A 19,319-nucleotide genomic window follows, 5' to 3' on the forward strand; every position below is an offset into this window, starting at 1 on the left:
GGCGGGCGCAGCCCCGCGCTCTCCCCCACTCAGCAAAAACACCTAGTCGAATTGCACGCCGCCGGCCTGCACTCGATCGCGGAACTAGCGGAGCTATTCGCGGTCGGCCGCGCCACGGGTGACCGTGCTATTGACCGGGCCGCCGCCGCCAACCGGTGACCTACGCTGCTTGAGCTATTCCTAGTCCGCTGGCTCTTCCCCGTCACGCGTAGCCCGGGACACAAAAACCCAGGAATACAGCGGACTGTATTCTTGGCTTCTTTTGCGCTTAGCGTATTGAGCTAACTGCGCGTGATGGACACCAGACTGATCGGCGAGGTGGGGTAGGCCACCCCACCCGCGCTCAGGTTGATACCCGTGGCTCCAGTACGCCACCACGTGGTGTTGCGGTCACCCGCCGTGGTCTTCGTCACGTTGGTGATGGCGCTGGAAAACGTCAACTGTCCGGTGCCCTAGAAGCCCCTGGCCGAATTAGCGCACGCATCAGTCGTGGCACAACCAGGGCCGCGCGGCGTGATAGCCATGGTGGAGAAACCCTGCTCCTCGACATATGCCGCAGTGAACTCGTTGGTCTCTACGTCATACAGCGATACAACAGGGCCGCCAGCTTCGAGGATCTTCTCAACTTCTGTTGCGCTCTGAGTTTTCGCGAGCGTTTCGAGCTGCGCGATCACCGCACTGTTGTCGCTCGGCGATGGAGACCCCTCCTCCGTGGCGGTAATGCCGCTCTGCGCTGCCGTAGCCGGTGACGCAAAGAGTGCCGCCGCGATAGTGAACGCTGCTGCGGTTACTGCTACTGATTTGAATCTCATCTAGTCCCCCCAAACTATTTGCACGCTTTGTGCAACTCGCCTCAAAATGGGGCGAGTACCTTCATGGAACCACGTTCGGCATTAGTCCGGAGCGTCCCTGCCTTGCCATCGGAGGTCGATTCTCAGGTGTGGCGCGTCTATGACGGTGACACATACATAGGAATCGTGACTGAGACCGATGCGACGGCAGCCGAGCCGTGGCCCCACTACACCGAGCACAGCGCTGGTGATGAGATGGACGCCGCCTGCTCTGCGATCTCGGGGGTGCGAATGGAGCCGTGCCAAACGAACGGGGCGTTGTGGTGCTCGCCCATCGCGAAGACGTCAAGGCCGACTTCCTCAGCCTTGACGGCGACCTTCACCGACGCATCGATGCGCTCGTACTCGTCGATGAGCCTTAGATCGGCCGCCGCAACGGGGCCCGGGACGTCGTGTCCCGGGCCCCGCGCATGGTTCGTCGGCTCGGTCAGCTCAGCAGGCCGGACTCCTTGAGCAGCTCGCCGATCTCGGTGTTCTTGATCTGCTTCATCAGCAGATCGCGGACCATGGCTGGGCCGGGCACCTCGATCTCCTTGCCATCACGCAGCAGGCTGGCAGCGGCGAGCAGCGCACGCACGTCGTAGGTGGAGTTGAAGACCTCCGGCACGCCTCTGTCGATCCCGAGCAGCTGGTAGGTCGCCTCCATCGCGGTGCGCACCGAGTACTCGATGGTGAAGATCGTGTCCCGGGAGGGTGTCTCGGCGAACTGGCCGAGGAACGCGAAGTTGACGGCTCCACCAGGGACCACGTCGGGCCGGTCACCCGCCTGCCGGGGCATGAAGAACGCCGTGACGTAGGGCATCATCACCGGCACGCAGGTGGCACTATTCGCCGCGAGCTCGGGGATATCGGCCACGGGGACACCCATGTGGTACAGCCACTCCTGGGTAATCTCCTCGCCGGTGCACTCCTGCATCGACTTCTTCACGTAGTCGCCGGGGACGTCGCCCAACAGCGAGTACACCCAGACCACGATCTGGTCCTCGGGTTGCTTCTTGAAGTGCGGCTGGCGGTTGACTGTCCAGCTGAGCAGCCAGGCGGAGTCCTTGGCCGTGACGATCCCTCCCGTGACGGTCTTGCCGCCGAACGGCGAACGCTTGGCGATCTTCTCGATGTAGGCGGGGATACGCGTGTCGAGCGTGGTGACGGTGGCCGACTGCCACTTGCTCTCCTGGATGTGTGCTCCGAACACGTCCGGGTGCCCGAATGACGGGTCCTTGGCGGCCAACCGCCGCCAGAGGTCCCAGGCCGGGGCCGGTCCCTCGTCGAGCTTCGCCGCCGTGTGCTGGTCGCCGTTGTCGGAGTTCTCGGTGAGAGAGCCGATGGTGGCGAGCACCAGGTCGTTCTCGCCGAGCTCGACGCCACCGACGACACCCTCGCGGATCCAGTGGATGGCGGTGGCCTGCTTTCGGTCGGAGGTGATCGCGAAGTCGATGTCGGTGACCTCGGTGTCGAACTGGAACGTCACTCCTTGGTCTAGCAGCCACCGGTACAGCGGCAGCACCATCGACTCGTACTGGTTGTACTTGAAGAACCGCACGTTGGCGAAGTCCGGCATGCCGCCGATGTGGTGGATGAAGCGGTGCACGTACAGCTTCATCTCCAGCGCAGAGTGCCACTCCTCGAAGGCGAACATGGTGCGCCAGTACATCCAGAAGTTGCTGGCGAAGAACTCCTCGCCGAAGACCTCGTTGATCCGTTTGTTCTCCAAGGACTCACGGGTGGCCAGGAAGAGCCCGATGAGCTCCTTCTGCGCTTGCTTCGAGAGAGTGAAGAGGGTGCCGGTGCCGGCATCCTGACCCTGCTCGACGGTTGCCCGCTGCAGCGAGACGTTCGGGTCGTCCTTGTTCAGCCAGTAGAACTCGTCGAGCACAGAAGCGCCGTCGATCTCGATCGAGGGGATCGAACGGTACAGGTCCCACAGGCACTCGTAGTGGTCGTCCACCTCACGGCCGCCGCGGATCACGAAGCCCTTCTTGGGCTCATCGATCCCGTCCAACGCCCCGCCGGGCAGCTTCAGCCGTTCCAGGATTGTGATCTTCGACCCGTCCATCTGTCCGTCACGGATCATGAACGCCGCCGAAGCCATCGACGCCAGGCCGGCGCCGACGAACCACGCGGTCTTGTTCTCGACTCCCTCAGGCTTGCGGGGACGCGCGAACGCCTCCATAGTTCCGCTGCTGTAATACATAGTCAGTCTCCTTAATATGTTTCGATAATTGATGGCAACGTGGCGAGGAAGCCACGCACGATCTGCGTGACCTGCCCGCGCAGCTCTTCGACGGGGTCCGCTCCGGGATGCGCGCCCGTGGACGGCCCAGCAATCAGGAGCGACAGCGCCGCGAAGACGGTGCGGGCGGCCCGCTGTCCCTCGCGCAGGACCGGAGGGCCATCGACCCCGGCTGACCGGGCCGCCGCGATGAGGCGGGACGCGATCGCGTCCTCGAGCTCGCCGACAAGCGCGAGGCCCGCGGTCCGGTGTTCGTCGGTGGCCGAACCGAACAGCAGCTCGCGCTGGTAGGCGACGGCGTTGGCCGGGTTGCGCGCCGAGCTCGCCAGCACGGCCTGGACGAGCACGTTCACCGATTCGACCGGGTCAGCGGTCTCGGCCGAGGCTCGCACGCCGGTGTTGATCGCGTCGCGCAGTGCGCGGTTGTAGACCATGAGTAGCAGCTCGGCCTTGGACGAGGCGTACCGGAAAACCGTGCCGACAGCCACGTCGGCGCGTTCGGCGATCTCCTGCGTCCCCACAGCGTCGAACCCGCGCTCGGTGAAGAGAGCGGCCGCGGCCGCGAAGATCCGCAACTGCTTGTCCTGCATGCTTCGTTCGCGGCGGCCTCGGGTAGGGCTGCGTTTCGCGTCCGGGTACTCCGGCAGACCGGCCATGACGCCTCCAATGAGTTGACTCATTAAGGACTACGCTCATTTATGCGCGGGCGCAAACCCGCGCCCGACACCAGCGCCCCGGCGTCGCCCACTGAGGCCGGCGCGAGACGCTCCCCGGCCCCCGCACTCGCACACCGAACCGGAGCCCCACCCCTGCGAGGAGACGGGACAAGCACGGCGAAAGGGGGTGTGACGAGTGACCTCTCGCTATCGCAAACCCGACCACTCCTCCACACAAAGCGGTTGTCAGCGGTGCGGCTTCTCAACGAAGAAAGCTGCAGAGTTTGTCGGAGACGGTTGAGAGGAGCCGGCCCGTTTCTGGAACGGTTCCCGGTTATAGCCCTCTATCCGCTCCCGGATCGCGACCCGCAGCTCGGGAAGTGTCCATTTCTGGTCGAGGCCGGAATCCGAGCGGGTCTGTCGATCCAGGGACCCGCTAGCGGCTGAGTCCGCCGCGTTCTCGTTGCAGGCCGGGACTCTGGGAACGGTTGCGGGCCTTGGCCTGCTTGCCTGGCTTGGTTGCCACGGCCGCGCTCGGGTGGGTGCCGTTCTCTCGATCAGCTACCAGGCGAGCCTTCCGCAGCTGGGGGTCGACACCCACCTTTTCCATATCGGCCGCGAACGACTCGCGGCGCCCCGCGCTGTCGTAGGCTTTCGCGGCGTCGTCGCGAGTGACGCCCGCGTTGCCGGTCAGTTCCTCCCGTGAGAGCCCCTCCGCGGACTCATCGTTGGTGTTCGCGGTGCGCTCTTGTTCGCGGTCGCGTTCTTCGGCTTTGCGGTCCAGCTGGTCGGCTACCGTGAGCAGCGATGCCGCTTCGGCGTAGTCCTTACCGCTCTCGCCTCGGCTCTCCGCAGCCGTGCTGCGGTCCTGCTGAGCACGGGCTAACGCCTCGCGCACTGCGGTGGGGTCGGCGTCCAGGTTATTCACGTCGATGCCGTACCGGCCGCGCAGTTCCTCCCGCATGCGATCGGACGTACGCGCAATGTCAGGATCCACGATGCGCCACGCGACGGCCGTCTCATAAGCCGTCGCAATGTCGTCAATCCCGGCGGTGTTCCACCACTGGTGCTGCTGCACGGGAGCCAGGCTGGCTCGTGCCGCGTTCCGCTCCGCATCGAACCGTGCTTGTAGCTCCTTGGTCTGCTGAACGGTTTGCGCCTGGGCGTTCCGGGCCAACTCCTCACGGAGCCGGGCGAAACGCTCTCCCATCTGCGTGGCGACAGTCAGAGCAACACGTATCTGCCCGTCGAACGCTTCGCCGATGCCATCTGATTCTTCAGCCAATGTGATGCCCCTTCGTTATCTCTCGTGACCGTCGCGCTCGTTCGGCGTGACGGTGGTCTGTGGCTTGTGGGACTCGATACGCGTCGGCACGGGCGATCCCGTTCCGGGGATAACCTGGCCGCGCTGCGCAGCCTGGACGATCTTCGCCAGCTCCGGGTCAAGGCCCGCCGCCGGCGCCGGCATCGCGTTACCTGGCTGTCCCGTCCCGGCGCGCACGATGGCCGGCAGACGCTCACGAACCTGCGAGTACTGCTGGGACAAAGTGCGATCCAGCTGGGCTGCGCGCTGGGCTTCCCCGATGGCCGTGTGCATGTCCATGACCGCCTTCACAGTCGATGCGAGCTGGCGCAGCATGATCGCCTCGGCCATCGTCCCCTGGCCCTGGGTCGACGCCTGCAACAACATCATCGTGGCCCCGGCGACTGACACCCGGCCCGCGGGCTTCGGCTTAGATTCATGTGCGCGGATCTGCGCTGTGCGGGACAAGTCCCGTGCGGTCTGCGCCAACGGTCCGGGCGTCACCTCCACACGCTGCGACCACGCAGCGAAAGCCCCCGCGGTATCGCGGGCCAGATGCGCCCAACTGGCGCGATCCTCAAACGGTACCTCGCGCATCTGCACACGCAGCTGCTTGATCTCATCGGTGTACTGCTTCCACAGTTTCGGATCCGGCGTCATCTCTTCACGTCCCGAAGCCACCGGCCGGTACTGCCACGGGTTCTTACTCGTGGCCCTCCACTCATCCACCCCGCCCTGAGCGCTCTGGGGGCTGTCCGGCCACCCCTCGCGCATCCGCGGCAACGTCAGATCGCGGGCAAGCCGGCCACCACCGTACCAAACCGGCTGCACACCCTGCTCCGGCCGCAACGCGACGGAGTAGCCGGCCACAACATCATCACGCCCAGCGACAAAACGGGGCCGCACAAGCGCTCCCCCGCGCCGAAGACGGCGCACGAACTCGCCCTCATCAAGAGACGCCACCGACGCCGCGCGTACGATGCGTTCCAGCTTGTGGGCCTCAACCTCAGTGCCGGTGCGCTGCGCCCGGGCCTGCTCGGCCGGCTTGACCCCGCGCACACCAATGCCGCGTTCCCGCGACTCCAACTGCTCGAGGCCGTAGTCGCGTTCCAGGTCACGGCAGATGCCCTGAGCGCGCGTGAAGTCATTGTGCGTCGGCGCCTTCGTACCGTCCTCGCGGACGAGTGACACAGCGATGTGCACATGGTCGTTACCATTCGTCGAGAGGCCGTGACGCACGGCCACCCAACGGCAGTCGGCCTTGCCACTGCCCGCTTCGGTGAAGCCCATCCGATCCACGAAGTCCTGCGAGATGGCGCCCCACTTCTCATCCGAAAGCTGCCCCTCTTCTGCGCGCAACGACAACGAGCAATGCCACACATCCGCGGCCACTCGCGTCGTGATCGACTCCCCGGTGCCCGGATCAGTGATACGCGCCTGACGCGTGACCTCGACTCCGAGTTTCACCCGCGGCTCATCCAAATCCTTTGCGATGGCCAGGGCCGTATCACGGTCAAGAACGCCATACCCGTGCATGGTCACGACGGCAGAGTTTCCGGCGACTAGGTGCTGCTCTTCGTGCTCGTTCGACTTCCCAGCCCCGGCCAGGTAGACCATGAGCCCACCCATCTGAGCGCCCCGGGTGATGTTAGGCATCATGAGTCGGCCAACGTGTCTATCGCAGCCGAAAGACGCGGGACGATCGCACGGTACTCCGCGATGATCAACTCGGCCTCGGCGGGGAACTGGCTCTCGGTGTTCGCGAACTTCGCGACCTGGTTGGCGTTGTTCGCGATGCTGGCCAACAGCTTACGAACGGCAAACAACTCGACAATGGCCAGCTTGCGGTCCGTTGACGTCTGCACCTGAGAATCCATGGCCGACTCAAACAACAACCGCGGCACCGTCACATCTCGAAGAGCGGCACGGGCCTGCAGCTGAATGTCCTCAGCGTCGGAGACGTAGACGCTGTAGTGCTTCTTACGCGGCGTGTCCGCATTCTTACGCCGCTTCCGGCCAAACAGGCGACCTTCACTCGTGTCAATCACGTCCCACCCACCCCCCAGGCCCAGCGCAGCGAACCCCCGAAAATGAGGGGACCATACGACAAATATGCCAAATCCGGCCGCCCCGCGTCCAGAATCAAAGCAAGTTACCACCGGTAACTCTATAGCTTGCTCCAATCGGACACGCTCCTATTGGAGCACCTTCTCTGAATGCTGACACTTCGCAAAAGCAAAAGCATGCTCTTTCGGGAGCGGTTGCTCTCGCGGTATTCTCGGGCGCACGAGTGAAACCAATGTGAACAGCGACGATGCAGCTGCCCGTGCTCGTTCCTTGATCGAAGCCGACGTGTCGGCCCGTGTTGAAGCAGTACGGCTTGTCGCAGACTCGGGCAACAAATCCGACGCTGCGGAGGCTCGTTTTCGCGACGCCGCTACTGCACACGAAAACGCATGGAAAGCTGCGCTAGCCGCTGGGTGGAGCGAGAAGGACTTACGCGCAACCGGCGTCCGTGCGCCAGGTGCAACACCGGCAAAGACACGCAAGCCGCGCGGAACCCGTGCACACACTTTCATCGGTGACGACAAGCCAAAGACTCAGTGAGCCTTCGGCCCTAATCTGTAACGAAGAAGCCCCGCCGACCTTCGGTCCGCGGGGCTTCTTCGTGCAACTCCGTTGCCGTTTCGACTGGTGATGGTACGAGCCATTCCTCTCTTAGCAAGGGCTTTCGCGGCATATCCTCGCTGCGCTCCGGTATTCCACGGTCCCTTGCCAATTCACCCCTGACTCTGTTTTTCGGCGTGTGCCGAAAGGCAACGAGAGATGTGAGAAGAAGGGTCCACCGTGAACGAGACATTGACCGTCTATACGCTGCCGAACTGCATGCAGTGCACAATAACAAAGAAGGCACTAGCGAGGGCCGGCGCACCGTACGTGACCGTCAACCTGGCCACCGATGACAGCGCGATCGAGACCTTGCAGCAACTCGGCTACACATCAGCGCCAGTGGTGACCGTGGGCGCCGCGAGCTGGTCGGGTTTCAGACCGGACAAGATCAGCGCCGTCACCTCGGCTCGCGGAACCGAGCTGCGCGCAGCGACCGACGAGCTGGGGGGCGCATCATGCGAGTAGTAACCCGTCGGCCCGCCATCGCGGATCCGAAGCGCCGTGCCCTTACACCGTCCGAGACTGCGGCCCGGCTAGGTCTGACAACGGACGATTTACGTCTGCTCCGGCAACGCGGCAGCGGCCCCACGTTCGTGGCGCTGACGAGGAAGAGTGTCCGCTACCTTCGATCCAGCGTCGACGCCTGGGACGCACACAACCCGGTAGCAGACGAAGCCCTATCAGCGTGAAAGAGCGGGCGTTCGCTCCGCCGTCTCGCTCGCTTCCGAGGCATCTACAGGCACGGGCTTGTCGAGCGCGCGACGCACACTCGACACCCCAACCTGCAACGCTCCGGCGATGGTCTCCCACGTCGCCCTCTCAGCGCGCATAGCGCGAGCAAGCTTGATCCGATCCGCAGTCATCACCGTAGGCCGACCACCATGCCGGCCACGCGCCTTCGCCGCAGCAAGACCCGCGCGCGTGCGATCCGAAATGATACGACCGTTCATCTGAGCGAACGCCGCGCAAATATGGAAAAACAACTCCCCACCAGCGGTGGTGGTATCGAACGGTTCCGTAAGCGACGTGAACTCCACACCCCGCTCCCCCAGCTCCGTGACAATCGTCACCACGTCGGTCATCGACCGACCCAGCCGATCGGTGCTGTAGACGAGCAACGTGTCACCACGCCGCAGAAACTTTAGGCAATCGACCAGACCCGGCCTGGCCGCGTTCTTCCCCGTCAACTTGTCAGAATAAATGTGCTCCGCACCCGCCGCTTTCAGCGCGTCAATCTGCGAATTAAGATTCTGGTCCTGCGTCGAAACACGGGTGTAACCAACAATGGACACGCGCGCCTACTTCCTACTCGTCACAACTGTAGAGAACGTCATACGGCTTTATCCCGCGGAGGAGGCGCGCCGGATCCGTACCCACTATCAACGTACGGCGCATCGTAACTACTCGACTCCCGCACTACGTTGCCCGCGTTGATATGAGCGAGAGCTGCGGCGATAGCCGCCTCGGCCGTAAGCGTTTCGGCCGCGACTTGTCTGTTCAAATCCCGCAACACTGGGTCAGTCACTTCAAGGCCCTCTGCCCCCAAAGCGGCATCAGCGAAACTCAAGCGACGCTCAATCTCCGCGTCATCGACGTGACTAGTTGGGACTGCGTCCGGTGCGTCCATCATTACCTCTCCCATCCGTTGTCAGTACTGCGTCCTTGCTGCGACGGTCTATAACCTCGACCCTCGGCGGTGCCCCCATTGGCAGGCCTGCCTATTTCGGTTGCGCTCGTTGGATAGTTGCGTTTGTTCAGGTCAACAATGCGTTGCAGCTCGAGCGTCAGCCTCGGCAAGCCACCGGAGCTCTGGCCCGTTGTCACAAACCGATCGGCCAAGTAGTCAGCCAGTGGTCGGTCCTGACCGGCTACCGCGTTCAGTCGCAGAAGGCGGAGCGTATCGACGTCGATACGCCCCCAATCAATCGGATGACCAGCGCGCTCCGCGATTATCGTGACATAGGTGGACTGTGATCGAGTATTCCCATCACGGAACGGATGGATAGCGGACAGTTCACCCCAGCGATCAGCAAGGCGCTCAGCGAACTCACGCTCGCCCAACCCGCTCAAATAGTCCTCACGGTCGAGCTTACGAAACAGGCCGCCTAAGTTCTCTTCGATGTACTCGGGCCGGCAGTAGGGAATGCCCGTACCAGTCGCCTGCGCATCAACATCACGGATGCGCCCGGCGATACCCGGTGCGACGCGGCTAAACATACGATCGTGAATCTCGACGAGGTAATCACGACCAGGGCGCCCGGGTACCGCTTTGGCATACATTTCCGCCATCGCGAAGCTGGCATAGTCATTCATCGCGGCATCGAGGCGGGCGGCGTCCCGAATACCGAGAGAGTTCACCAACACTCCCCCGCTACCGGGGTAGGTGTATTTGTCGTCCTCGCTCATCAGCGCGAATACTTGGCGTCCAGCTCCGCGTAACCCTCGGCTACAGTCAACTCGCCCTCGAGAAGTCGTCGAGCGCGACCTAGCGCCTCAGCATCAGGAAAATGCCCGGCAAGCTGCTGGCCCTTCTCGATCATCGCCATGGTCTGATCGACGTCAATACGTCGGCCACCAGCGGCAGTCACGCGCACAGTCTTGGTGGCCATAGTCAGCTCTCTTTCGTCAGTCTCAATTCTACCAGAATCGATCAAAAACCTCCATAGCAATGTTTCGGTAGATTTGATTTCGGTGACGACTTTTGGACAGGTCGCCTCCCGCGGAAAATCAAGGGTCCCTATCCGCGGTGTCGACCTGTTGCTAAACGATCGTTAATCAGGATGACACCTCATCGTCAAATATCGTGACGGACAACACCCCTTCCCCGCCTTGGCGGGGGTGTTCCTCTGTCCCTTCACGGCATAGGCCAGGACTCGCTCCCTTCCCCGCGTAGGCGGCGGTGTTCCACCGGCGGCCGCTCAAGACTGCAAGGTGTGAAACCATTGTTTGGGCGATCACTCTACGATTCTGGACGGGCGGAGCTGATCCGTACGGGACTTGTTCCCAGCCAGAGTGAAGAAGATTGGTGGAGCCGAAATCAACGACTTCTGGAAAACTAGTGTCGTCGACGGACCCGTTGCCGTCTTCTTTTTTGTGGCCTCCGGTCTCGCGCTGCTGTTTCTGCTGTTCAAGAGACTGAGCTGGCGCTGGACGGTGATGGCTTCGGCCGCCCTGATCCTCGGAGTGCTCGTTGCCGTCCTGGTCTGGTTCGTGTGTGTCCGGGTCCTTAATCTTTTTGGCATGTCATTGGGGACAGTCACCTATATCTGGCTCGCTGCCGCGTGCGGCGGCTCGAGTGTGGCCATCGCCAACCTGTGGGATTCCCGGCGGGCGCGGAAAGCAGTCGCGGCAGGTTCCATCCTGTTGTTCCTGATCACTGGAGGCCTCGGCATCAACGCGGGCTTTGGACTGAATCGTACCCTCGGCTCTATTTTTGGAATCAGCACGGAAACGCCCATCATTTTGACGGCGCCCACCCAGGCTCCAACTCCGGGCCCTCCAGCCGGTCCGCTTTGGCAAACCTGGGTACCGCCTGCGGGAATGCCCGCCAGTGGAACCACGGGTAGTCAGATCATTCCTAACCCCCGATCCGGGTTCACCTCGCGTCCGGCTGGAATCTATCTCCCTCCGGCCGCTCTCGTACCAAATGCTCCCGCTCTCCCTTTGGTCATCTTGTTAATGGGGCAACCCGGGAATCCAGACCCGCAGTACGTGGCCGCGACCTTGGACCGGGATGCGGCCCTGCATGGTGGCTTGGCCCCCATTGTGATCGTGGCCGACCAACTCGGGGACCCGAGCATTGACCCGCTCTGCCTGGACACCGCAACATACGGGAACGCGGAGACCTTCCTCACCCACGATGTCGTCACCTGGGCAAAGGCAAACCTCAACATCATCCAAGATCACCGGTACTGGACAATCGCCGGTTTCTCTAACGGCGGCCAGTGCGCGATCTCCCTGGCCGCCAAACACCCCGACCTGTGGTCCAACGTCATCGACATCTCCGGCGAGTCCTTCCCCGGATCCGAGATTCAGGCGGCCACTCTCAAGGACATCTTCGGCGGCGACCAGAAAGCGTACGACGCCCAACGACCCGTCAACCTGCTAGCCGCGCACCACTACGCAGACACTGTCGCGATATTCACCGCCGGCGCTGACGACCCCGGTGTACTAGCCGGCCAACGAGTCGTCGCAAGCGCCGCACAATCAGCCGGCATGGCCGTGACACTTCGGGAAATCCCCGGCGGCGGACACTCGGTGCGCGCACTAGACGGAGGCCTGGACATCGGTTTCGAGGTCCTCTACCCACGATTCGGTTTGTCCGCACCAGCGACAGGATGAATGAACTCACAGCGAACCACTACCCGGCAGAACGCGACGAGGACCGAGATAGGCCGTGCGGCACGAGTCGGCCTTACGATCTCGGTGAAGTGGCGAAATCTAGAACGCGCCTAGTCACAGGCTGACTGCCCGCAATCGATCAACTCCAAGCGCACCGAGATCGTAAAAAGCCGACACACGTTCGATTCATGGAATCCTCGGCACCACTCTCCCGCCGCTCGGCATAGATCATGCCGACCAGCTCACGCAGTTGGGTGCCGCGCCCCGCTCTTCCGTGTGCATGACGGCACAGCACCCGGCCGAAGCGGGTCCCGCACCCTCGATGACGAGACACTATTTCATAATTCGTTATCGTTATTCGTATTACGTTTACGTATTGCGTTCTGAGTGATACGATATTGGTATGAGTCTTCCCGAGATCACCGATGTGCGTACCTGCGGTTTCCCCGGCTGTGACGAGCCCGTGGACGCCACGCCCGGTGTCGGCCGGCCTGCCGGCTACTGCATCAACCCCGCCCACAACCGGGCCGCTGCGTGGCGGGCACGCCGCGCGGAGTCCGGCCGCATCGAGCGCACGGTCGAGGACGACAGGCTCCCCGTCGATGCCGCACGTCAGCGGGCCAGCGTGTTGCGCTCCCAGGTAGCCGGCATGGTCGAGCACCTGCAGCAACAGCTCGTCGTCCTCGTCGACGAGCTGCGCACGGTCGCGGACCCCGACGCAGCCGAGGCACAGATCGAGGCCGTCACCGCGGGCGCGGCCGAGCAGGTCGCGTCCGCGGCCGCCCGGACCAACCGGGCCGAGACCGCCACCCGCAAGGCCGAGGCCGAGCGGGCAGAAGCCGATGCGGCAGCCGAGGAATCCGCTGCCCTGGTCGACGAACTCCGCGCCGTCCTGGACGCGCTCGAGCAGCGTGCCGCCGGCCTGGAGGGCGACCTGGTCGTCGCGGGCGAGGACAACGCACGCACGTCCGCAGAGATCGCCGCCCTCACGGTCCAGGTGGCCGCTCTGACCAACGAAAACACCGCTACGACCGCACGGCTCACCGAGGCCCAGGAACTCGTCACCACGGCCACCACGGCCAAAGACGAGGCCCTGGCGTCCGCGCGAGACGCCGCGGCGCAGGCCGACGCCGCCGTGGCGCGCGCCGATCGTGCGGAGACGGATGCTGCTGGCACCCGGGACTTGCTCGACCAGGCCCGGGTCGAGCGCGAGAGCGCACGCGCGGAAGCACTCGTCCTCACCGGGCGCCTGGCCACGGTCACCAGCGAACGCGACAGTGCCACGGCCGAGGCCGCCCGGGAGCGTTCCTACTCTGAGCAGCGCGTCACCGATGTGCGGGATACCCTCGAGCAGCAGCTCACCCAGCTGCGCGCCGACTTGGATCAGTCACGCACGAGCGAACGCGAGCAGCGCACCCGCGCCGACCGCGCCGAAGCCCAGACGGTACGCCCCAAACAGAAGTAGACCGCCAGCCCACTCCCCCGCTGCGCCCCGAGTCGCGAGAGGATCCTCGACAGGCCGTGTGCCTGGTCGTTGTCGGCGCCGGCGGTGGAGGCGGTTCGTGGCGGCTACCGGAAGTTCTTCGTCGAGTCCGTCTCGTTAGGGTGACCGGTCGCGGCCTTCGTGATGTACACGCGTCCTGGCTTCTTCGCCTTCACGTTGGGCTCGTCAACGGCATACCACAGGCGAGCACCGTCAGTGACCTTGTACTGCCACTGCGGCAGGACCACGCCATCGACCAGGACCGTGGAGAGATCCCCGCGCAGTTGGTAGCAACGATCAGGGTCGTACCGCGCAGGATGCGCGGTGCGATAGTCGTATGCGTCCGCGAGGGCATTCTTCGCGGACGCCTTCAAATCCGTCCACCCGCGTTGGGCTGCAGTGTTACCAAAGAAAATCTCGTACTCGGTGCCCTTGATCGGCCGCGGAACCGCGACACCACGCTTCCCCGCCACCTACGGGCGTTCGACGCGAACCGGGGCGGCGGGCAACTCGATCGGCTCGACAAGTCGCATGCCCATCGCGTAGGCGACGGCCGTTTCCTGCCACTCCTGCTGCGCCCGCAGCAGACGCTCGAACGTGCCGAGCTCACTAGCGGCATAAACGAGCTGCTCAATCTCAGCCGCGTACGCGGCGAGCTCCCCCGGGGTGAACTCCCCCGCCCAAGCGAACAGATCAGTCAACGCCGCCACGACGTCGCCCTTGTTCCGCCCGATCGCCCGGATCAGCCTGCTCGAGAGCGCGATACCGTTCTCGAGGACGTCGAGATCGTGACCGCGCAGGATCACGAGATCGTCACCATCACGACGCGTGATCCGGACCTGACCCTCATCAATGTGAGCCAGAACCTCCTTGGGCTTACGCAAAAGGTCAGTAAAAGTCGCGATACTCATGCCACACACTACATCAGATAAACATCTGTTTAGCCGTGCGGGCGCTGTTGTCGCGGTCGGCTAATTTGACGAGGTGCTGCCGTAGCGGGTTCGGATTGCATCCTCAATGACGCTGCGGATGGTTCCATCCGCTGCGCCAGAAGCAACAGCCAGGTCGATGAGGTCGAGAACGTCAGGTGCAAGCCTTGTGCTGAATGGCACCGTCACCTCGCGACGAGGTCTTCCGCGACGCGGCGCCGGCGCGGGTGCAGCCCTAATTGCAGGAGAGGGACTTGGCTGCGCCGTTGCCTTTGCCGGTGTGGACTGGCGGTAGTCGACGGGGTCCACACGCTCATCGGCGGCCGGACGGGGTGCGCGGCGGCGCGAGCTGAGATCTGGTCTGTCCTGCTGGTCGCTCATCGAATCACCTGGTCCACGATTGCCTGGTATGCCCCCAAGACGGGTGCACCCTTCCTGAAATTGCCGTACCAATCACCGGTCAACCGAACTTCCTGAATGATGGCCCTCTCCGGAACGAGGGGAAGTAGGAGCATTCCTGTTTCCCGGAGTTCCTCAATGCTGGCCACCGCGGGGCGCGACATGATCGTTTCCCGCACTCCCCCACATACGATCCCAGCCTCGGTCAATGTCACGGGCGCCCCTATGCGCTCTCGACTGTGGTGGAACTGTGCAACGGTGCGGCGCGCTCCTGCCACGCCGTCCACGCCGTCACTGGTGGCGGTGGACGCATAGACGATCGTGTCCGCGGCATTCAGCGCAGACAGGGTTAGCGGTCCTCCCTGACGATTCGGGCAGTCGATGATGACCAGATCGGCAGAGATTCCTTCAAGAGCGGTTCTTAGCCGCAACTCGGCATGATCAGCGCGGTCTGCTTCGCGGTTGGACACGTTGCGTGCTGATGGGATTACGCGCAGGTTTTCTGACCAGGCGGTTCGAACTGCCAAGTCCTCCCCCCAACCTTGGGGATCTTCGTCACCGAGAATGGCTCCGACGTGGAGCCCGTCGCCAGCTGGGACGACGTCGAGCCACTTGGTCGATGCAGCGCGAGGATCGAGGTCGACCAGGACGGTTCGCTTCCCCTGCTCGGCGGCAATCATCGCGATCGACACAGCGGTAGTCGTTTTCGTTACTCCACCGGATTCGCTGTAGACCATCACTGTTTGCATACTTTCAAGCATTCCAGCCAGAATGCATTCTGTCAATCTTGAAGGAATGCAAACTTTCTTGCAAGCATGCATTCTTTCATTCATTCATTTTTTAATTAGCCTCGATCGAATCGTGTCTCCCATGCCGCTATGCGCTGAAGAGATGTCCCTCGCCGCGCTGGTGGGGGAGTGTGAGGGGTCGCCCCTCACCGGCTGGCCCGTGAGGGCCAGCCGGTTGTCGCGGTTAGATGTTGCGCAGCATGCCCACGATGGTGGGGAAGGGGGACAGGCTTTCAACGAGGGTGTCGATGGTGCCTGGGTCGGGTGTCTGGGCGAGTGCAGTCTGGATCCTGGTGAGCTGGCTGTGGGTGAGGCCGACGGTTTCGTCGTCTGGGGTGACGCTGACGGCGATCGCGGTGCCGAAGATGACGGTGGGGGAGCCGAGCCGGTGGGCGAGCACGGTCGCGGGCAGGTTCAGGGTGGACCCGTTGATGAGTCCTTCATCATCGACGAAGAGGTCGATGTCGTCGGCCAGGCCGACGACGTCGAACATCGAGCAGCCGATGGCGGCGCTGATGTCCGTCCCGATGTTGCTCTGGCCCAGGTTCAGGGTGGTGATGGTGTCGGTTGGGGTGATCTTGATGCTGCGGATGGTGGTGGTCATGGGGTTCTCTCTCTCGCTTGGTGAGTGGCCCGGGGTCCCGGGTTCTCTGGGCAGTGGTTGTTGGGTCGTCCACCGTTTTTCTGCCCTGGGTGGCAAGAGAAATCGATTGAGAGCGGGAGTGCCGTAGTGCCCGCAGCCTCGTGCGAAATAAGGGAGCCTGCGACCGCGTGCGAGAGTGTGGGTGACGCAGGCACGAAGCGAACTACGATGACCAGCCACCAAGGGAAGAAAAGTCTTGAAAAGGGCTGGCCGGCGTAGCCGGGTCCGCGGGGATCCGGCCTCCGTGGCGGGTTCACCTGGTGGGGGAGTGTGAGGGGATGCCCCCTCGCGGCCGGCCCTTGGGTGGGCCGGCTGCTGCAACGTGCTTACTCGGGCTGCACGAGCTGCTGAATTTCCGCATACGGGGCGGTATCCGTCCACGTGTAGCCGGTGGTGACGCTGACCGTTTTGACGTTGGCGCGCACGACTTCGCGCCACTGGCCGCGGATCTTCACCCGGTCTCCCTTCTTGACCGTGGAACGGTCGTAGCCGGTGGCCTTGCCACTCTCAACCTGGGCGGCGCGCACGGCCTCCCAATAGGCGATCTGGTCGCGCTTCTCCTCGATGTGCGGTGCGAGGCGTGCCGCCCGGGCCGTCAGCTGCTCGGCCGTGGCGTCGATGTAACCGCGGGTGTCGTCGTAGCACGGGGCGGTTACGCGGCGCTCGAGCTTGCGGAGCTCAGCGCCCAACGTCTCGATGCGGTTGGCCACGGTGACCGGGCTATATCGGGCGGTGGTGGTGTGGGTGGCCGCGTCGGCGCGGGCCTGGGCGGTGGTGGCATCTGCGCTGGCCCCGATTGACGTGCGCATGGCGTTATCTGCTGTGGCGATCGCGTTGCGGTGGCGTACTTCGGAGTGGTGGCCAACCTTGATCGGTTCGCCTCCTTCGGGCAGGCGATTGTGTGCGGCGCGGGCGTTGGCCCATGCGGCGTCTTCGGCGCGGCTCTTACGCTCTGCCTTGGCGGCCAGGGCGTCGACCCGGTCGGCCTGACGCTCGATCTTTCCGGCCTCGACCTCAGCGGTCGGGCGGTGGCTGCTATCGATTTCCGTTTCGACCTCGCACCCGGCCGCTTCTAGTGCCGACTTGGTGCGGGTGATGGTGTGCAGCTTGGGCAGGCGGTCGCGGGACTGCGGGACGAACCAGGCGTTGATGCTGCGCCCCCAGCGCCATCCGGCGGACTTGAGAACCTCGGCGGTGCCGTCGCCCCGGCTGGTGCCCGCAATCAGGGTTCCGGCTTCGTGGGTGTGGGTGATGGTGAGCATTAGCGGGTTCCTCTCGGGGTTGCGCAGGCGTTGACGCGGGAGCCGTTCGGGGTCATGACGATGACGAACCGGCTTCTGGGGTTGGGGTAGCTCTGGCTGTTCCAGAACGTCGACATGTCGGCGCTGCTGAGCAGGTTGTCGGCCCCGAGCACTCCGGGAGTCAGGGGCGGAATCTGAATTGTGAGCATGAGTTTTTCCCTCGATCTAAGCGACGCTGTCGGCGTAGCGGGTGGCCGTGCAGGTTTCGCCCGGCTGAATGTCTACGGCACCTTCGGACCGGCACCCGCTGCAGGCACACCCGCTGGCGTAGCGCTCCCGGGGGTAGGTGTTCTCGTTGTAGTAATCGGTCTCAGCCATGGGTTCTCTCTCCTTCGTGAACAACTGTTTTTTTGCCCTATCTGGCAAGAGAAATCGATAGCGACCGGAAGTGCCGGAGTGCACGAATTCGCGGGCGAAATAAGCCCGCAGGGCGCGTCCGAGAATTTGGGTGACGCAAGGCACGGAAGGCAGCTACGGTGAAACGCCAGAAAGGACAAAAAGCCCATCGGACAGTGCCGTGCAGCGGCTCCAATTGCTCTTGACGGCATCACCGTCACGGTTTCGAGACTGGTATCACGGTGATATTCCGCCCGGGGGAGCGCGAGAGGGAGAGAATTGTGGGGTATCCGGGGCCGTGCACCGCGACTTCGGGAAAGGACACCCATGACCAACCTCACGGCCGACCCGACCAAACCCCACACACCCCGCACCTCACCCGACAAAGAGAACACCCTCCTCGGACGGGTGTTCGAGGCAGTGTTGTTCGATAACGACGGGACGCTCGTGGACTCGACCAACGCCGTGAACCGGTCCTGGCTGAGCTGGGCCAAAGAAGCCGGCCTTGGCACGTCATTCCGGGGTGCCAGCCACGGGGTGCCGGCCCGGCAGATGCTGGCCACGTTGATTCCGGCCGATCAGATCGACGACGCGGTCATCCGGTTGACCCAGATCGAGCTCGCCGACACGATGGGCATCAGGGTCCTCCCCGGTGCCGGGCCCCTGCTCGCGAGCATCCCCGAGCACCGGCGGGCGATCGTCAGCTCCGCCACCCGAGAGCTCTGCCTCGTTCGCCTGGCCGCCGCGGGCGTCCCGACACCGGCGACCATCATCACTATCGAGGACACGGGCCGGGGCAAGCCCTTCCCCGAACCATTCCTCGAAGCTGCCGCCCGCCTCGGGTTCGACCCGGCCCGCTGCCTCGTCGTCGAGGACGCACCGGCCGGCCTCGAAGCCGCGCGCGCGGCCGGCTGTGCCACCATCGGCGTCGAAGGAACCCATGACGCAGCCGACCTGGACGCCGATCTCGTCGTGACCAGCCTGGACAGGCTACGCATCGTCGTGCAGCACAACGGCGTCAAGTTCGAACTACTTCCCGAGTAACGCCAGCCAATACCGAGAACACCGCAGGCACACAAAAAAGCTACGGCGGATACCCTCTCCGATCTCAAGATCGTCACCGGTGAACGAAACACCCTGTATTACCTGCGAGACGACGCGGCGCGCTGCAAGACGCCATGGTGCACTGCGGCAGAACGCTCCTTCGAGAGCAGACATTGTCGGCATGACTACCAGCGTCCCTGACGCACACTATTGGCCATTTACGTCCTTGCTGAAGTTATCAATGCGGTACCGGCTGAATTGACAACGCAGCAGACTGAGAAGATCACACCGAGACGAAACTAGCCGCCACAACTTCCACTGGTCTTATTCGCCTTGACAAATTCC

The 19,319-nt window shown here is 63.5% G+C and carries 22 protein-coding genes and 1 pseudogene; 6 read left to right on the forward strand and 17 right to left on the reverse strand.

Annotation, left to right across the window (positions count from 1 at the left end; genetic code table 11):
* Nucleotides 1–3: 3 nt before the first annotated feature.
* Nucleotides 4–159 (forward strand): annotated as a pseudogene (locus tag RCH22_RS20815) (helix-turn-helix domain-containing protein); the annotation flags it as partial.
* 122 nt (nucleotides 160–281) lie between these two features.
* Here RCH22_RS20815 and RCH22_RS20820 read toward each other — a convergent pair.
* Both RCH22_RS20820 and RCH22_RS20825 read right to left on the reverse strand, forming a co-directional pair.
* Nucleotides 282–440, reverse strand: coding sequence for a hypothetical protein (locus RCH22_RS20820; RefSeq protein ID WP_327015637.1), 159 nt, complete (start codon nucleotides 438–440; stop codon nucleotides 282–284).
* A gap of 12 nt (nucleotides 441–452) precedes the next feature.
* A complete protein-coding gene (locus tag RCH22_RS20825; RefSeq protein ID WP_327015638.1) occupies nucleotides 453–812 on the reverse strand; it encodes a hypothetical protein in 360 nt (119 codons plus the stop codon).
* A gap of 278 nt (nucleotides 813–1,090) precedes the next feature.
* On the opposite strand from RCH22_RS20825, the gene RCH22_RS20830 reads away from it, so the two are divergent.
* On the forward strand, nucleotides 1,091–1,213 hold the full coding sequence (locus tag RCH22_RS20830; protein ID WP_277871735.1) for a hypothetical protein: 123 nt from the start codon (nucleotides 1,091–1,093) through the stop codon (nucleotides 1,211–1,213).
* Nucleotides 1,214–1,278: 65 nt separating this feature from the next.
* Here the strand turns inward: RCH22_RS20830 and RCH22_RS20835 are convergent, their stop codons facing one another.
* From RCH22_RS20835 to mobC, 5 genes are all read right to left on the reverse strand, one after another.
* Nucleotides 1,279–3,042 carry an oleate hydratase gene (locus RCH22_RS20835; RefSeq protein ID WP_327015639.1) on the reverse strand — a complete coding sequence of 588 codons (1,764 nt, stop codon included), beginning with the start codon at nucleotides 3,040–3,042 and terminating at the stop codon, nucleotides 1,279–1,281.
* 11 nt (nucleotides 3,043–3,053) lie between these two features.
* A complete protein-coding gene (locus tag RCH22_RS20840; RefSeq protein ID WP_327015640.1) occupies nucleotides 3,054–3,737 on the reverse strand; it encodes a helix-turn-helix domain-containing protein in 684 nt (227 codons plus the stop codon).
* A gap of 436 nt (nucleotides 3,738–4,173) precedes the next feature.
* Nucleotides 4,174–5,022 carry a hypothetical protein gene (locus tag RCH22_RS20845; RefSeq protein ID WP_327015641.1) on the reverse strand — a complete coding sequence of 283 codons (849 nt, stop codon included), beginning with the start codon at nucleotides 5,020–5,022 and terminating at the stop codon, nucleotides 4,174–4,176.
* 15 nt (nucleotides 5,023–5,037) lie between these two features.
* Nucleotides 5,038–6,657: a relaxase gene (locus RCH22_RS20850; protein WP_327015642.1), complete on the reverse strand. Its 1,620-nt coding sequence runs from the start codon at nucleotides 6,655–6,657 to the stop codon at nucleotides 5,038–5,040.
* 38 nt (nucleotides 6,658–6,695) lie between these two features.
* Nucleotides 6,696–7,088 carry a plasmid mobilization relaxosome protein MobC gene (mobC, locus tag RCH22_RS20855; RefSeq protein ID WP_327015643.1) on the reverse strand — a complete coding sequence of 131 codons (393 nt, stop codon included), beginning with the start codon at nucleotides 7,086–7,088 and terminating at the stop codon, nucleotides 6,696–6,698.
* Nucleotides 7,089–7,887: 799 nt separating this feature from the next.
* Here mobC and nrdH point away from each other — a divergent pair.
* Complete coding sequence (gene nrdH, locus RCH22_RS20860; protein ID WP_327015644.1) at nucleotides 7,888–8,175, forward strand: glutaredoxin-like protein NrdH; 288 nt, start codon at nucleotides 7,888–7,890, stop codon at nucleotides 8,173–8,175.
* 215 nt (nucleotides 8,176–8,390) lie between these two features.
* Here nrdH and RCH22_RS20865 read toward each other — a convergent pair whose 3' ends face one another.
* From RCH22_RS20865 to RCH22_RS20875, 3 genes are all read right to left on the reverse strand, one after another.
* Nucleotides 8,391–9,002: a recombinase family protein gene (locus RCH22_RS20865; RefSeq protein WP_327015645.1), complete on the reverse strand. Its 612-nt coding sequence runs from the start codon at nucleotides 9,000–9,002 to the stop codon at nucleotides 8,391–8,393.
* A 337-nt stretch (nucleotides 9,003–9,339) separates the two neighbouring features.
* Entirely contained in the window at nucleotides 9,340–10,116 is a 777-nt protein-coding gene (locus tag RCH22_RS20870) for a Fic family protein (RefSeq protein WP_327015646.1), read from the reverse strand.
* On the reverse strand, nucleotides 10,116–10,319 hold the full coding sequence (locus RCH22_RS20875; protein WP_327015647.1) for a hypothetical protein: 204 nt from the start codon (nucleotides 10,317–10,319) through the stop codon (nucleotides 10,116–10,118). Before RCH22_RS20875 ends, RCH22_RS20870 begins: the two co-directional genes overlap by 1 nt.
* Nucleotides 10,320–10,722: 403 nt before the next feature.
* On the opposite strand from RCH22_RS20875, the gene RCH22_RS20880 reads away from it, so the two are divergent.
* Entirely contained in the window at nucleotides 10,723–12,051 is a 1,329-nt protein-coding gene (locus RCH22_RS20880) for an alpha/beta hydrolase-fold protein (protein ID WP_327015648.1), read from the forward strand.
* 403 nt (nucleotides 12,052–12,454) lie between these two features.
* Complete coding sequence (locus RCH22_RS20885) at nucleotides 12,455–13,516, forward strand: hypothetical protein (RefSeq protein ID WP_327015649.1); 1,062 nt, start codon at nucleotides 12,455–12,457, stop codon at nucleotides 13,514–13,516.
* A 104-nt stretch (nucleotides 13,517–13,620) separates the two neighbouring features.
* Here RCH22_RS20885 and RCH22_RS20890 read toward each other — a convergent pair whose 3' ends face one another.
* The 7 genes from RCH22_RS20890 to RCH22_RS20920 form a co-directional block, all read right to left on the reverse strand.
* Nucleotides 13,621–14,007, reverse strand: a complete 387-nt coding sequence (locus RCH22_RS20890) for a hypothetical protein (protein WP_327015650.1) — start codon at nucleotides 14,005–14,007, stop codon at nucleotides 13,621–13,623.
* The gene (locus RCH22_RS20895; protein ID WP_327015651.1) at nucleotides 14,008–14,445 is read right to left on the reverse strand and encodes a hypothetical protein; all 438 of its coding nucleotides are present in this window, start codon (nucleotides 14,443–14,445) and stop codon (nucleotides 14,008–14,010) included. It abuts the gene before it with no gap.
* A gap of 395 nt (nucleotides 14,446–14,840) precedes the next feature.
* Nucleotides 14,841–15,599, reverse strand: a complete 759-nt coding sequence (locus tag RCH22_RS20900) for a ParA family protein (RefSeq protein WP_327015685.1) — start codon at nucleotides 15,597–15,599, stop codon at nucleotides 14,841–14,843.
* Between the two features lie 235 nt (nucleotides 15,600–15,834).
* Entirely contained in the window at nucleotides 15,835–16,254 is a 420-nt protein-coding gene (locus tag RCH22_RS20905; RefSeq protein ID WP_327015652.1) for a DUF3846 domain-containing protein, read from the reverse strand.
* A 365-nt stretch (nucleotides 16,255–16,619) separates the two neighbouring features.
* Nucleotides 16,620–17,555: a DUF3560 domain-containing protein gene (locus RCH22_RS20910; RefSeq protein ID WP_327015653.1), complete on the reverse strand. Its 936-nt coding sequence runs from the start codon at nucleotides 17,553–17,555 to the stop codon at nucleotides 16,620–16,622.
* Nucleotides 17,555–17,743, reverse strand: coding sequence for a hypothetical protein (locus tag RCH22_RS20915; RefSeq protein WP_327015654.1), 189 nt, complete (start codon nucleotides 17,741–17,743; stop codon nucleotides 17,555–17,557). The genes RCH22_RS20910 and RCH22_RS20915 overlap by 1 nt, the downstream gene beginning before the upstream one ends.
* Nucleotides 17,744–17,759: 16 nt before the next feature.
* Nucleotides 17,760–17,912, reverse strand: a complete 153-nt coding sequence (locus RCH22_RS20920) for a hypothetical protein (RefSeq protein ID WP_327015655.1) — start codon at nucleotides 17,910–17,912, stop codon at nucleotides 17,760–17,762.
* Between the two features lie 345 nt (nucleotides 17,913–18,257).
* On the opposite strand from RCH22_RS20920, the gene RCH22_RS20925 reads away from it, so the two are divergent.
* A complete protein-coding gene (locus RCH22_RS20925; protein WP_327015656.1) occupies nucleotides 18,258–18,974 on the forward strand; it encodes an HAD-IA family hydrolase in 717 nt (238 codons plus the stop codon).
* The last annotated feature ends 345 nt before the right edge of the window (nucleotides 18,975–19,319 follow it).

It is taken from the genome of Cryobacterium sp. GrIS_2_6 (genome assembly GCF_035984545.1).
Taxonomy (GTDB): Bacteria; Actinomycetota; Actinomycetes; order Actinomycetales; family Microbacteriaceae; genus Cryobacterium.

Coding starts and splice junctions, on each gene's coding strand:
- RCH22_RS20905 (WP_327015652.1), bottom strand. CDS start 16,254: ATGACCACCACCATCCGCAGCATCAAGATCACCCCAACCGACACCATC.
- RCH22_RS20885 (WP_327015649.1), top strand. CDS start 12,455: ATGAGTCTTCCCGAGATCACCGATGTGCGTACCTGCGGTTTCCCCGGC.
- RCH22_RS20925 (WP_327015656.1), top strand. CDS start 18,258: ATGACCAACCTCACGGCCGACCCGACCAAACCCCACACACCCCGCACC.
- RCH22_RS20900 (WP_327015685.1), bottom strand. CDS start 15,599: ATGGTCTACAGCGAATCCGGTGGAGTAACGAAAACGACTACCGCTGTG.
- RCH22_RS20850 (WP_327015642.1), bottom strand. CDS start 6,657: ATGGTCTACCTGGCCGGGGCTGGGAAGTCGAACGAGCACGAAGAGCAG.
- RCH22_RS20835 (WP_327015639.1), bottom strand. CDS start 3,042: ATGTATTACAGCAGCGGAACTATGGAGGCGTTCGCGCGTCCCCGCAAG.
- RCH22_RS20840 (WP_327015640.1), bottom strand. CDS start 3,737: ATGGCCGGTCTGCCGGAGTACCCGGACGCGAAACGCAGCCCTACCCGA.
- RCH22_RS20825 (WP_327015638.1), bottom strand. CDS start 812: ATGAGATTCAAATCAGTAGCAGTAACCGCAGCAGCGTTCACTATCGCG.
- RCH22_RS20875 (WP_327015647.1), bottom strand. CDS start 10,319: ATGGCCACCAAGACTGTGCGCGTGACTGCCGCTGGTGGCCGACGTATT.
- RCH22_RS20870 (WP_327015646.1), bottom strand. CDS start 10,116: ATGAGCGAGGACGACAAATACACCTACCCCGGTAGCGGGGGAGTGTTG.
- RCH22_RS20920 (WP_327015655.1), bottom strand. CDS start 17,912: ATGGCTGAGACCGATTACTACAACGAGAACACCTACCCCCGGGAGCGC.
- RCH22_RS20915 (WP_327015654.1), bottom strand. CDS start 17,743: ATGCTCACAATTCAGATTCCGCCCCTGACTCCCGGAGTGCTCGGGGCC.
- RCH22_RS20910 (WP_327015653.1), bottom strand. CDS start 17,555: ATGCTCACCATCACCCACACCCACGAAGCCGGAACCCTGATTGCGGGC.
- RCH22_RS20895 (WP_327015651.1), bottom strand. CDS start 14,445: ATGAGTATCGCGACTTTTACTGACCTTTTGCGTAAGCCCAAGGAGGTT.